13 protein-coding genes are annotated in these 12,099 nt (G+C 42.8%); 10 read left to right on the forward strand and 3 right to left on the reverse strand.

Features of this window, described 5'->3' with window-relative positions:
* Positions 1-214: 214 nt before the first annotated feature.
* Positions 215-1,201, forward strand: coding sequence for a phosphate acetyltransferase (gene pta / locus ACFX4I_RS06130; RefSeq protein WP_230300296.1), 987 nt, complete (start codon positions 215-217; stop codon positions 1,199-1,201).
* 34 nt (positions 1,202-1,235) lie between these two features.
* Positions 1,236-2,084, forward strand: coding sequence for an octanoyl-[GcvH]:protein N-octanoyltransferase (gene lipL, locus ACFX4I_RS06135; protein ID WP_230300297.1), 849 nt, complete (start codon positions 1,236-1,238; stop codon positions 2,082-2,084).
* A gap of 225 nt (positions 2,085-2,309) precedes the next feature.
* On the opposite strand, the gene ACFX4I_RS06140 is transcribed toward lipL, so the two are convergent.
* Complete coding sequence (locus ACFX4I_RS06140; protein ID WP_377419673.1) at positions 2,310-3,056, reverse strand: RsfA family transcriptional regulator; 747 nt, start codon at positions 3,054-3,056, stop codon at positions 2,310-2,312.
* A 291-nt stretch (positions 3,057-3,347) separates the two neighbouring features.
* On the opposite strand from ACFX4I_RS06140, the gene ACFX4I_RS06145 reads away from it, so the two are divergent.
* From ACFX4I_RS06145 to ACFX4I_RS06155, 3 genes are all read left to right on the forward strand, one after another.
* Positions 3,348-3,569, forward strand: a complete 222-nt coding sequence (locus ACFX4I_RS06145) for a YuzB family protein (RefSeq protein ID WP_048683566.1) — start codon at positions 3,348-3,350, stop codon at positions 3,567-3,569.
* 236 nt (positions 3,570-3,805) lie between these two features.
* Complete coding sequence (locus ACFX4I_RS06150; RefSeq protein ID WP_377419675.1) at positions 3,806-5,113, forward strand: HD domain-containing protein; 1,308 nt, start codon at positions 3,806-3,808, stop codon at positions 5,111-5,113.
* A gap of 32 nt (positions 5,114-5,145) precedes the next feature.
* Positions 5,146-5,655, forward strand: a complete 510-nt coding sequence (locus ACFX4I_RS06155; RefSeq protein WP_076368383.1) for a YwgA family protein — start codon at positions 5,146-5,148, stop codon at positions 5,653-5,655.
* A 29-nt stretch (positions 5,656-5,684) separates the two neighbouring features.
* Here the strand turns inward: ACFX4I_RS06155 and ACFX4I_RS06160 are convergent, their stop codons facing one another.
* Complete coding sequence (locus ACFX4I_RS06160; RefSeq protein ID WP_034315897.1) at positions 5,685-5,870, reverse strand: 2-hydroxymuconate tautomerase; 186 nt, start codon at positions 5,868-5,870, stop codon at positions 5,685-5,687.
* A 140-nt stretch (positions 5,871-6,010) separates the two neighbouring features.
* Between ACFX4I_RS06160 and ACFX4I_RS06165 the strand changes: the two genes are divergently transcribed.
* Together ACFX4I_RS06165 and ACFX4I_RS06170 are read left to right on the forward strand one after the other, a co-directional pair.
* Positions 6,011-6,691: a site-2 protease family protein gene (locus tag ACFX4I_RS06165; RefSeq protein ID WP_377419677.1), complete on the forward strand. Its 681-nt coding sequence runs from the start codon at positions 6,011-6,013 to the stop codon at positions 6,689-6,691.
* Positions 6,692-6,725: 34 nt separating this feature from the next.
* Positions 6,726-7,235, forward strand: coding sequence for a YwhD family protein (locus ACFX4I_RS06170; protein ID WP_230300299.1), 510 nt, complete (start codon positions 6,726-6,728; stop codon positions 7,233-7,235).
* Positions 7,236-7,386: 151 nt separating this feature from the next.
* Here the strand turns inward: ACFX4I_RS06170 and ACFX4I_RS06175 are convergent, their stop codons facing one another.
* The gene (locus tag ACFX4I_RS06175; protein ID WP_377419679.1) at positions 7,387-9,456 is read right to left on the reverse strand and encodes a transglycosylase domain-containing protein; all 2,070 of its coding nucleotides are present in this window, start codon (positions 9,454-9,456) and stop codon (positions 7,387-7,389) included.
* A 207-nt stretch (positions 9,457-9,663) separates the two neighbouring features.
* Between ACFX4I_RS06175 and speE the strand changes: the two genes are divergently transcribed.
* The 3 genes from speE (at position 9,664) to ACFX4I_RS06190 (ending at position 12,097) form a co-directional block, all read left to right on the forward strand.
* Positions 9,664-10,491, forward strand: coding sequence for a spermidine synthase (speE, locus tag ACFX4I_RS06180; RefSeq protein WP_377419681.1), 828 nt, complete (start codon positions 9,664-9,666; stop codon positions 10,489-10,491).
* A 13-nt stretch (positions 10,492-10,504) separates the two neighbouring features.
* Positions 10,505-11,383 (forward strand): agmatinase, encoded by an 879-nt coding sequence (gene speB / locus ACFX4I_RS06185; protein WP_034315888.1) that lies wholly within the window; start codon positions 10,505-10,507, stop codon positions 11,381-11,383.
* A 273-nt stretch (positions 11,384-11,656) separates the two neighbouring features.
* Positions 11,657-12,097 (forward strand): YwiB family protein, encoded by a 441-nt coding sequence (locus ACFX4I_RS06190; RefSeq protein ID WP_377419683.1) that lies wholly within the window; start codon positions 11,657-11,659, stop codon positions 12,095-12,097.
* Positions 12,098-12,099 lie beyond the last annotated feature (2 nt).

Genomic DNA, 12,099 nt, shown 5'->3' on the forward strand with positions numbered 1-12,099 from the left:
TCAGTATAAGGAAATTTATATCAACCCGCAAACACCATCACTGTTTTTCGGTGTTCAAACAATTTTCAAATTTGCGGATTGGCAGGGGATCAAAGTGGCTGGAAATTACCTGGCTGCTAGAGTATTCTTAAAAGAAGACGACTATGGATTTTCACCGGATGGTTAAATATAGAAGGAAACAGGGGAAACGTATCTAAAAAAGGAGGAAGAGCCAATGGGTGATTTATTTGAAATCTTGGAAGCGAAAGTTATGGGGCATAATTTAAAGATCGTTTTTCCAGAAGGGCTGGATGAAAGGATTTTGGGAGCGGCAGCAAGGCTTGCCAAAGCTAAACTGGTGACACCGGTATTGATCGGGGATATCGGGTCGATTCAAGAGAAGGCAAAAGATATGAAAATCTCCCTTGATGCAATCGAAATATATGATCCGAAGAATTATATCATGATGGATGAAATGGTTGAAGCATTCGTGAAGGTCCGTGAGGGTAAAGCGACCGAGGTACAAGCACGTGAAATCTTAATGGATGAGAACTACTTTGGAACGATGCTCGTCCATATGAAACTGGCACATGGAATGGTGAGTGGTGCAACGCATTCGACTGCCGATACGGTTCGTCCCGCCTTAAGGATCATAAAAACAAAGCCAGGCGTCCAAAAAACATCGGGAGTATTCATCATGGTCCGGGATGAAGAAAAATATGTGTTCGCGGATTGTGCGATCAATATAAACCCCAATTCCCAAGACCTGGCTGAAATTGCTATAGAAAGTGCGAAGACTGCACTAATGTTCGATATCGAACCGCGTGTGGCAATGCTGAGCTTTTCGACGAAGGGGTCCGCAACATCCCCCGAGACCTTAAAAGTGGTTGATGCTGTCGATTTGGCAAAAGAAATGGCCCCTGAAGTCATTCTTGATGGGGAATTTCAGTTTGACGCGGCTTTCGTTCCTTCGGTAGCAAGAAAAAAAGCGCCGGATTCCCTTATTCAGGGGGATGCGAATGTTTTTATTTTCCCAAGTCTCGAAGCAGGGAACATTAGCTATAAGATGGTACAGCGCTTGGGTGGCTTCGAAGCGGTCGGTCCGATCCTACAGGGGCTTAACCGTCCGGTGAATGACCTTTCGAGGGGATGCAGTGAAGAGGATGTATATAAACTGGCTGTCATTACAGCGGCACAGGGATTTGTGGCGCAGTATCAATAGGCAGCTTGAGGATTAAATGTAGAGGGAGATTCGTATGAGTGAAACAGATTCATTATTAATGCAGCAAGAGTGGAGGATTATTGATCAATCTTCCGTTGGACCTCAGTTTCCAGCTCTGGAGTCCTTTGCGATGGATGATACATTTTGCGCTTCCGTAGGGTCAGGTAAATCAGCGGCCGTAGCCAGGGCGTGGGTACATCATCAAACCATCGTCATGGGTATACAGGATACGAAGTTGCCTTTTCTTAAAAAGGGTTTGGATCATTTAGAAGAACATGGTTTTCAGGCCATCGTGAGGAATTCCGGAGGGCTGGCAGTCGTGCTGGATGAGGGTGTTCTTAATTTGTCGCTCATTTTTCCTGAAAACGAGCAGAAAATTGAGATCAATCGTGGATATGATGCGATGTGGGAGCTTGTCCAATTGATGTTTGCCGATTTCCCGGTCACGATGGAGGCAAGGGAAATCGTCGGTTCCTATTGTCCTGGAAGTTATGATCTAAGTATAAATGGGCAAAAGTTTGCCGGGATATCCCAACGCAGGATTCGCAATGGCGTAGCGGTGCAAATCTATTTGTGTGTCAATGGAAGCGGGGCTGAACGTGCCAGTCTCGTGAAGGGCTTTTATGATGCAGCTAAAGGAAATGCAGAAACCAAATTCGCTTATCCTGATATCGTCCCTTCGGTAATGGCGTCCCTAACGGAATTGTTGGGCGTGCAATTGAGTGTTCAGGACGTCATGCTTAGATTCCTTCATGTATTGAAGGATTATAGCGAAAGGATATTCTCTGACACTCTTTCCGTTCAGGAATGGCCGATGTATGAGGCATACTTGACAAGAGTGGTGGAACGCAATGATAAAGTATTCGATGCATTAAAGGATTGATATGAAAGAAGCCGTTCCAGTAATTCAGGAACGGCTTTTTTCATTTAATACGACTTTAGCATTCACTGAAACTGTAAAAGGCCTGTATGATAGGCGGAGATATTATTGATTCTTTCTTGAAACAATGAAAAAAGAGCCTTGTCGGCTCCCTTTTTTAGGATAAACATGGTGAAACGGCCTTTGGCATGTGGTTGATCTATTATAACTGAACCCCACATTATCTTATTACTCGGCCATTTTTTCCAAATTGCCATTCCGGTCCATCTTGAACTTCGTTGCCGGACGTTCCTCTTCCTCTAACAAGACCAGCTTTCTTGCTCGATTCATGATATTCATCAAAGTTTCATAATCTTCCTGCATCAAGCCGCTGTTTTGTTCCAGGTGGCTGATTTTATTCTCCAAATCTTCGTTTCGCTTTTTCAGCCCTTTAATTTCAAGCTTCAATCTTTCATTTTCGGTTTTTAATACTTCAGCTTGAAGCATGCGGCCGTTCATAGATTCCAAATAGGCGATGACGGCATCAAGGCTCATGGCCGTTTCCAAGGTTACTGGTGTGAGCTGTGTCTTAGGAGCGAGGGCTTCAGCCACAACGAATTCCTCTGCTGCTTCATAATTGGTAGTATCGACTTCGGATTTCAACTCTAGTTCCTCTTCTTGTACATGGGGAACCATTATGTCGGAAATCGTTGGGGACGGCGGTGTATAAAGAAGCCGTTTTTTCCCTCCTTGATCTTTTCCAAGGATCCTTTGCCGCTGCTTACGCTGTTTCTTGGCAAGGGAAAGCGCTTTATCATAATTATGGCGGACAACTGCATTCCAGCGGAATCCGCATGCTGCAGAGGTGCGATTCAACTTATCTCCTACCTCTTCAAAAGCATTAAGCTGAGTGCTGCCTTCCCGCACATGGCGCAATACCGTTTCAGCCAAAAGCAAATCATCTTCTTCTGTCCAGGCGTCTTGACGAACCTTCATTTCTACATACTCCCTTTCTGGTAACTTTTAAAATAAATAACTATATAAAATATCGTGTGGCAGTGATTTATAGAGTGTTCTACTAGCATTTTGGACAAAATCTGGATTTTTTATACAAAAAGGTTAAAAGGATACTAGTTTTTTGATTAATTACATCCTTTTACAGCGGCTGACCTTTCCTTTTCACATGATCAAGCCCTCTTGATATTCATAAGTAGAAGCGGTAAAATACCCTTTAGTCATATAAATGGATGAAAAATAGTTTGTCATGGAAAGGATGGTGACCGGAGGATGTCCAATGAATTCAGAGTGTGCGATGACTGCTTGGCGGTAAACATTAAAACATTGATCCCGCGTCTTGAAAAGCTCGATCCCGACGCGAAAATTGAAGTGGGCTGTCAATCCTATTGCGGTCCTGGCAGAAAGAAGTCTTTTGCCTTTGTCAATAACCGTCCAGTTGCTGCACCGACAGAAGACGAGTTACTAGATAAAATCAATAAAAAACTAAAGTAGGATCCATGATATACAGGTAGAGTGGATTGTTTGCTTATGATAAATGGAACAAGTAATCATCACCCAGATTCAACACACTGCGGTGATTTTTTATTTTCTTATTTTCAAGACAAAATCAGATTCAAACTTCCGTTTTCTTACAAAAGGACCCCTCTTACTAGCAAGGTGGATGTTAGGGTTTTTTGTCAAAACACGCTATAATGAGTGCATCGAGATTATGAAAAAGAGGGTAGTTCATGGAATATTCCGGCGAAAAATTACAAGAAGAAAAAGTATTCAAGGACCCGGTGCACCGATATATACATGTTCGTGACCGGGTTATATGGGATTTAATAGGGACGAAGGAATTCCAGCGTCTTAGAAGGATCAAACAGCTGGGAACGACTTATTTGACCTTTCATGGTGCGGAACATAGTCGGCTTAGCCATTCGCTTGGAGTATATGAGATTGTCCGGAGAATCGTGGATGATGTTTTCGAGGGCAGACCGGAATGGAAACCTGAGGAACGGTTACTATCCTTGTGCGCAGCACTGCTGCATGATTTGGGTCATGGTCCTTTCTCTCATTCTTTTGAAAAAGTGTTTGACCTGGATCATGAGCAATTCACGCGGCAAATAATCCTCGGCGATACGGAAGTGAATAAGATCCTCCTTAGAGTTGGACGTGATTTTCCTAAAAAAGTGGCAGGAGTCATAGCGAAAACCTATAAAGGCAAATTAGTAGTCAGCCTGATTTCAAGTCAGATCGATGCTGATAGAATGGATTATTTACAGCGCGATGCTTACTTCACCGGCGTTAGTTATGGACATTTCGATATGGAAAGGCTTTTGCGTGTAATGAGGCCAAGGGAAGAACATGCCGTCATAAAGCAAAGCGGGATGCATGCGGTTGAGGATTATATCATGAGTCGCTACCAAATGTACTGGCAGGTTTATTTCCATCCAGTTACGAGAAGTGCGGAGGTCATACTTACCAAGATTCTACATAGGGCGAAACATTTATATGAATCCGGTTATGAGTTTGCTCAAGAACCGCACCATTTTTATTCATTGTTCAAGGGAGAAGTGACTTTAACGGACTACTTGAAAATGGATGAAGCGGTGATGCTCTATTATTTCGAAGCATGGGAAGAGGAGAACGATGCGATTTTAAAAGATTTATGCACTCGCTTCGTTAATCGTAAACTATTTAAATATGTTGAATTCCATCCATCGAACAGTCAAATGAACAGGTTGATGGAATTAAGGACGCTATTCAAGAAGGCAGGCATCGATCCGGATTATTATCTTGTCGTCGATTCTTCATCAGATCTGCCGTATGATTTTTACCGGCCAGGTGAGGAAGAGGAGAGACTGCCGATTCACTTGCTGAAAAATAATGGCGAAATTCGTGAATTATCGCGTGAATCCGAAATTGTCGATGCAATTTCAGGGAAAAGAAGAACGGATCATAAGTTGTATTATCCAGCGGATTTATTGCGTGATGAATCTACTAAGAAAAATATAAAAAAACAGATTCGTAAGCTTTTGGAGCTATCGGATTAAAGTGGTACATTTTTGGTGAGGAGTGACGAGCCTTGTTTAAGGATCATGCAAACATTATCAATGCAATTTCTACTGCCGGTGAAATCTCGGGTCGGAAAAAATTACAAAAAATCGTTTATATCGCAAAAAAGCTGTCCTTCCCATTTCATGAAAAGTTTCAGTTTCACTTTTATGGACCGTATTCGGAGGAGTTGACCTTACGGATTGAGGAGCTCTGCGAGATGGGTTACTTGAATGAAGTGAGGGAAAAAAAAGCAGGCTATTATCAATATTGTTATTCGATAACGGATGCCGGCCAGGATTTCCTATCCATTCAGGAAGTGGAGATGCCGGCACTTGAGGCATGCCTACTGGATATGAACGAACAGAATGCCCGGTTTTTGGAGCTGGTTTCAACGGTGTTATACTTCGACACGCTTGAAAAAGAGGAAGTCACCGAGAAAATTTTCACGCTGAAAAGCAAACAAAAATATACGCTTGAAGAAATTGATGAGGCATATGAATATATCGAGCAGTTAAAAACAAAAGCTAAGCCGAATTGATGGCTTAGCTTTTCCCCATTATGTAAATCTTATAAATCGCTTTTACGGACACCTGCTACTGCTAAATGATTTTTTGACATTTCTTCAATGAAAATCGTCACGGCTTCAGCTGGTGCGCCAGTTGTTTCCGTAACGGCTGCAGTCACCTTTTCGACTAAAGCCTTTTTTTGTTCGTCTGTACGGCCTTCAAGCATTTTGACTGTTACATATGGCATCTATTTTTCCCCCCTTCCTCTCTTATCTTGTAGTGTTTCACAATGGAAAAAGAATTGCAAGACACGGAAGTCAGAGTTTTTTCACTTCTTGAACTTTTGATGTATACTAACGGTAATAAACAATGGGGGAGAAGCTATCGATGCAATTCTTTGATCAAATAGAACGGTTTTTGGCTTATAGCTTGGAAGAACTTCCATATGTCATTGTGTCACTGTTAATCGCATTTACGGTTCATGAATTTTCCCATGCTTATGTGGCCTATAAGTTCGGTGATCCGACTGCAAAGAATGAAGGAAGAGTCACATTGAATCCGATTTCTCATTTGGATCCAATCGGAACATTGCTGATATTAATAGCCGGATTCGGTTGGGCTAGACCTGTACCGGTTAATCGTTTTCATTTCAAGAATCCAAAATTGGCAGGAGTGCTCGTCTCCTTTGCCGGTCCATTCAGTAATTTGCTTGTTGCAATTTTGGGGTACTTGATTTTTTACGGGTTGCTGACGGCAGGCGTTGGACCTGATTTACCGTTCTTCGTTAAGCCATTCTTCGAGGTGCTCATCAACTTGAATATCCTTTTGTTTGTATTTAATTTGATACCGCTGCCGCCTCTCGATGGTTATAGGATCGTACAGGATCTTGTTTCAGCAGATTTGCGGGCAAAAATGACTCAGTATGAACAATATGGCTCCCTGATTTTTTTGATTTTGATCATCACACCGCTGAGTCAATATACAATTAGACCGATTATGGATACCGGTATTCGATTTGTAGGAGGCATCCTGAGTCAATTTTTTTCACTTTTGTTTTTTAACCAATAATAAGGAATGACAAACGATAAAGGGGGATATAAACATGGAAGAACAACCAAAGAAGAAGGTAGGCTTCAATATTATAAAAAACGACCCTACTGAAGGTCATGGCGGATATGGAACAGGGGTTTTAACGCTCGATAATATTTCTCCGGTCATCATCGATGTGGATGCAGGTGAAGCAGAGGTCGATATCGGCGCGATGCATGCAAGGAGTGCAGTGGAAAAAGGAATTAAATTTTTAAAGACTAAAGAGGAAGTCCCGAATGCCAAACCTTACTGGCTTGTTTGGGTGACCATTGAAGCCACTCAAAACGGTCCGCACTATGCAGGTGTGACAGCATGTGAAATGATGGTCGACAGGTCAATTAGACGCGGTTACAAATCGCTTCCGGAGCATGTCAACAGGATGGATAAATCGCTGAAACGAAAAATCATCGTCGAGGACATGGACGATAAATCAAAGCGTGTGCTTGCTGACTTCCTGAAAAATCATGATGCAGGAATGTGGGAGCGCTCTTCAGATCAGCTGAAGGAGTCATTGACGGTTTGAATCTCGTTTAATGGATGAAATGTTAAGTTTAGTGAAAAATGCACTTGTAGGAAAGCGATAAAATCAGTAAACTTAAAGACAGCAGTTTAGTCACTGTGGAACTAGGACAGAAAAACCCCCGAAGCCGGCTGCCGGCTTCGGGGGTTTTTCGTTATCCCCAAGGTTTTAAGACTTTTTTGTACCACGGGGCCTTTTTATGTTCTTCTTCTTTTGGGGCATGTTTCGGATTCTCACCCTTAAAGTGCTCGGCACAGTATTCGACAGGTTCGGTTCCTTTAACATAATACGTCAATCTTGAGACAGGACAATCCTTTGTGGCCAATTTTCCGCTTACGGGATTCACGTTTACCCCGATCACGTTTTTGGTTTCCTTAAACGATTTTGCCGGTTTTCCTTCTAGACCCTTTTCCATATAGGAAGCCCAGATTTTCTTTGCATAGCCTTTTTCAGCAGGGATCTCGATCTTTTTGCCTTGATCATATCCAGTCCATACTCCTGCAACAAGCCCCGGTGTGTAACCAATCATCCAGCTATCCGTCGGGGTGGAGCCTGATTTGCCGGCATATGGGCGGGTCAGCTGGGAACTGATGGTGCTGCCGGTCACTTTCGTATAACCATTTAAGGTTTTATCGAAAACACCTGTAAGCATCTGGGTCATGACAAATGCCTTGTCCTCATCCAAAATCTGTTCCGGTTTCTCATTTCCATCAAAAATCACTTCACCTTTTTGATTTTCAACCTTTTTGATGAACACGGGTTTAACTTTCTTGCCGCCGTTAGCCAGAATGCTATATGCGTTCACCATTTCAATCGCCCTTACACCTGACGTACCGAGTGCCAGGGAAGGAACCGCATCCATCTTTGCCGTGATTCCGAAACGATGCGCCGTATCGACCAATGTCTGTTCACCAAGGAACAAGTGCGTTTTTACGGCGAAGATATTATCGGAAAGAGCAATGGCCTGGGCCATCGTGATTTCGCCTTCCGCATATTGATGGTTGTAATTATGCGGTGTGTAAGATGAGTGACCATCATCGAAAGAAAATGTAGTTGTCTCGCTTTTTAAGGTGGTGGACGGTGTGAAACCGTTCTCCAGCGCTGAATAATATAGCAATGGCTTCATGGTTGAACCAGGCTGGCGAACGGCCTGTGTAGCTCGATTGAATGGTGACTCGGAATAATCTTTACCGCCGACCAGCGCACGGACCTCCCCGGTATCCGGATCCATTGCCACGATCGAGGCTTGAATGCCTGAAGACTTGGGTATGGTATTGGAAAGAACCTCTTCGGCTACATCCTGCTGGGTTTCGTCCAGTGTGGTATAGACCCTAAGCCCGCCGAGCTCGATCGTCCGGTCATCTAAATGAAGCTGAGACTTTAAAGCTTGTTTGACGGCATCTTGGAAATAGGGAGCGGTCTTATTGGTGACCGTTCCGTGCTCGCCCTTTAATGTAAGGGATGTCCGCAACGCCTCCGCGATATTTTTTCCTGAAATGTAGTTTTTGTTTTTCATGGCTTGCAGGACAACTTTCTGCCTTGATTTCGCTTTTTCAAAGTTATCCAATGGTGAATAGTTTGACGGCCCTTTTGGTATTCCGGCCAGCATGCTCGCTTCAGGAAGAGTCAAATCCTTGGCATCCTTGCCAAAGTAATATTGACTTGCAGCCTGGGCTCCATATGCCCCGTGGCCATAGTAAATCGTATTTAAATAGCCTTCTAGAATTTCCTTTTTTGAGTAGTTCATTTCTAAACGTATCGTATAAAAGGCCTCATTAAACTTACGCGACCACGTTTTGTCATGCCCAAGAAACAGGTTCCTGGCATACTGCTGGGTAATGGTGCTTGCACCCTGGACTTTGGACATTGCCTTAATATCAGCAAGGATGGCACCGCCAATCCGCTTTATATCAAATCCATTATGAGTGTAAAACTGACGGTCCTCAACGGCGACAGTCGCTTTGATGAGCTGTGGTGAAATCGACTCCATTCCGGCCCAATAACGTTTCTGGCCATTATCTGTTTCACCGATCACATTTCCATCATCACTATAATAGAGAGTGGACTGCGGTACGACCAAAGGGGGAGGACCTAATATTTTTGCATAAATCAGTAAAGAGAGAAGCAATACAAAGAGTATCGTGAGCCCGATTGTGGCAAGGATGATGAAGGCCCGTACATATTTAGTTGTCCTTTTAAATCGTTCGCTTGGAATCAATTCCATTGCTTTCACCTCTCTTATCAAGTAAGAATCTAGTATCTATTACTATTATGGAAAAAAAAGAAAATTTTAAACATAAGAACTGCATTTACGAAATTTATCTTGCAATTCTGCTAGATTCGTCTATAATTTTTCTAGCTAATGACTATACCGATTTTGGGGAACCTATAAGGTGACTGACAATATGAAATGGAAAAGGAGCGTTAATAAATGAGCATTTGGTTTACTGAAAAACAAACAGAGAATTTTGGTATTACGATGAAAGTGAATCGTACTTTACATACGGAGCAAACTGAGTTTCAAAAGCTTGATATGATTGAAACGGAAGAGTGGGGCAATATGCTATTGCTGGATGACATGGTAATGACTTCACAGCGCGATGAGTTCGTTTACCATGAAATGGTAGCCCATGTTCCTTTATTTACCCATCCTAATCCAGAGAACGTTTTGGTTGTAGGTGGAGGGGACGGAGGAGTTATCCGTGAAATCCTAAAACACCCAAGCGTAAAAAAAGCTACATTGGTGGATATCGATGGGAAAGTTATCGAATACTCAAAGAAATTCCTGCCTGAAATTGCAGGCATGCTTGAAGATCCGCGTGTAGACGTACAAGTTGGGGATGGCTTCATGCACATCGCCAAAAGTGAAAATGAATATGACGTGATCATGGTTGACTCGACTGAACCTGTCGGACCTGCTGTCAATTTATTCACAAAAGGTTTTTATGCCGGGATTTCCAAAGCTTTGAAAGAAGATGGGATTTTTGTGGCACAATCAGATAATCCTTGGTTTAAGGCAGACTTAATTCGTGATGTACAACGTGATGTGAAAGAAATATTCCCAATCACTAGCCTTTATTTAGCGAATATCCCGACGTATCCAAGCGGCCTTTGGGTGTTCACCATCGGATCAAAAAAATATAATCCATTAGAAGTGACAGAAGACCGTTTCCATGAAATCGAAACGAAATATTATACAAAAGAACTTCATAAAGCAGCTTTCGTCCTGCCTAAATTCGTTCAAGACTTAGTGAAATAAGGGGGGCATGACAATGAAATTCGATGAAGCCTATTCAGGCAATGTATTCATTAAAAGCCATCCCGTTTTTGAGGAATCTGAAGCTGTGCTATACGGTATGCCGATGGACTGGACGGTAAGTTTCCGTCCGGGTTCTCGATTCGGCCCTACCCGGATTCGTGAAGTTTCGATTGGTTTGGAAGAGTACAGTCCATATTTAGATCGTGAATTAGAGGAAGTTAAATTCTTTGATGCCGGGGATATTCCATTACCATTCGGCAATCCGCAGCGCAGTATCGATATGATTGAAAAATTTGTCGACAGCTTGTTGGATGCAGGCAAGTTCCCAATGGGTATGGGAGGGGAACATCTTGTCACGTGGCCAGTCATTAAAGCCATGTTCAAAAAGTATCCCGATATGGCCATCATCCATATGGATGCCCATACAGATTTACGTGAGGATTATGAGGGAGAGCCGCTTTCCCATGCGTCCATCATCCGTAAATCCGCAGAACTTATCGGCCCGAAAAATGTATACTCTTTCGGCATTCGCTCCGGTTTGAAGGAAGAATTCCAATGGGCAAAAGAAAATGGCATGCACATCTCTAAATTTGAAGTTCTTGAACCTCTGAAAGAAGTACTGCCGCAGTTAGCTGGTCGTCCTGTATATGTGACGATCGACATCGATGTTCTTGATCCTGCGCACGCGCCAGGGACAGGCACCGTAGATTGTGGAGGCATCACTTCCAAAGAGCTTTTAGCTTCGATTCACGAGATAGCACGGTCTGAGATTAATGTAGTCGGCTGCGATTTAGTAGAAGTGGCACCGATTTATGATCCATCCGAGCAGACTGCGAACACGGCTAGCAAGCTGATTCGCGAAATGATTCTAGGTTGGGTTCAAAAAGGTTAATGATGGAAGACTTGACTGTTCCCGTTTTTTAGCGGGAATGGTCTTTTTTTATCCATTCAGGAAAAGAATTTTACATCTGAAGGACCCTTTTTGAATAATCCGCCCCAATGAGTCATTATTACGTTAAAATCAAATGAATTGCAACAACATGATTTCGACAGTTTATCCTCACACTTTTGGATTTACACTTTATTTTCCGCACCAAGTTGAAACTTCCTTGAAGAATATTTATACTTATAAAGTTAAGAAAGACATGATGAAGGAAGTGTAGCTTTGACTCTTCATGATATAGATAAGCATGCTATTAAAGTGACTTTACAGACAAAAATCATGCATGGCTCAGAAACGGAAACGTATGAGCTGGTGACATTTGGTACAAAAATGTATAAAGGCGCAGATTTATATTTGCAATATAAAGAGGAAAATGAGGCCGGTCAAACACAAACGACCATCAAGCACAAACCGGATGAAACGATCCTGCTTAGAAATGGCGCCATTAAAATGAGGCAGCTTTTCCGCCTGCAGGAAGTGACAAATGGACATTACGAAAGTATATATGGCAGGTTAGGATTACGGACGACCGCGAAGAAGATACATCATCAATGGGATGAACAGACCAAACAAGGGAAACTTGTCCTTAAATATACGTTACATATGCAGGGAAGCGAACCCGGCCAATATGAGATGACGATTTCCTACAAGGAGGAAGCATAGCG

It is taken from the genome of Peribacillus sp. YIM B13472 (assembly GCF_042788005.1).
GTDB classification, from domain to species: domain Bacteria; phylum Bacillota; class Bacilli; order Bacillales; family DSM-1321; genus Peribacillus; species Peribacillus simplex_E.

Coding starts and splice junctions, on each gene's coding strand:
- pta (WP_230300296.1), top strand. CDS start 215: ATGGGTGATTTATTTGAAATCTTGGAAGCGAAAGTTATGGGGCATAAT.
- lipL (WP_230300297.1), top strand. CDS start 1,236: ATGAGTGAAACAGATTCATTATTAATGCAGCAAGAGTGGAGGATTATT.
- ACFX4I_RS06140 (WP_377419673.1), bottom strand. CDS start 3,056: ATGAAGGTTCGTCAAGACGCCTGGACAGAAGAAGATGATTTGCTTTTG.
- ACFX4I_RS06145 (WP_048683566.1), top strand. CDS start 3,348: ATGTCCAATGAATTCAGAGTGTGCGATGACTGCTTGGCGGTAAACATT.
- ACFX4I_RS06150 (WP_377419675.1), top strand. CDS start 3,806: ATGGAATATTCCGGCGAAAAATTACAAGAAGAAAAAGTATTCAAGGAC.
- ACFX4I_RS06160 (WP_034315897.1), bottom strand. CDS start 5,870: ATGCCATATGTAACAGTCAAAATGCTTGAAGGCCGTACAGACGAACAA.
- ACFX4I_RS06165 (WP_377419677.1), top strand. CDS start 6,011: ATGCAATTCTTTGATCAAATAGAACGGTTTTTGGCTTATAGCTTGGAA.
- ACFX4I_RS06170 (WP_230300299.1), top strand. CDS start 6,726: ATGGAAGAACAACCAAAGAAGAAGGTAGGCTTCAATATTATAAAAAAC.
- ACFX4I_RS06175 (WP_377419679.1), bottom strand. CDS start 9,456: ATGGAATTGATTCCAAGCGAACGATTTAAAAGGACAACTAAATATGTA.
- speE (WP_377419681.1), top strand. CDS start 9,664: ATGAGCATTTGGTTTACTGAAAAACAAACAGAGAATTTTGGTATTACG.
- speB (WP_034315888.1), top strand. CDS start 10,505: ATGAAATTCGATGAAGCCTATTCAGGCAATGTATTCATTAAAAGCCAT.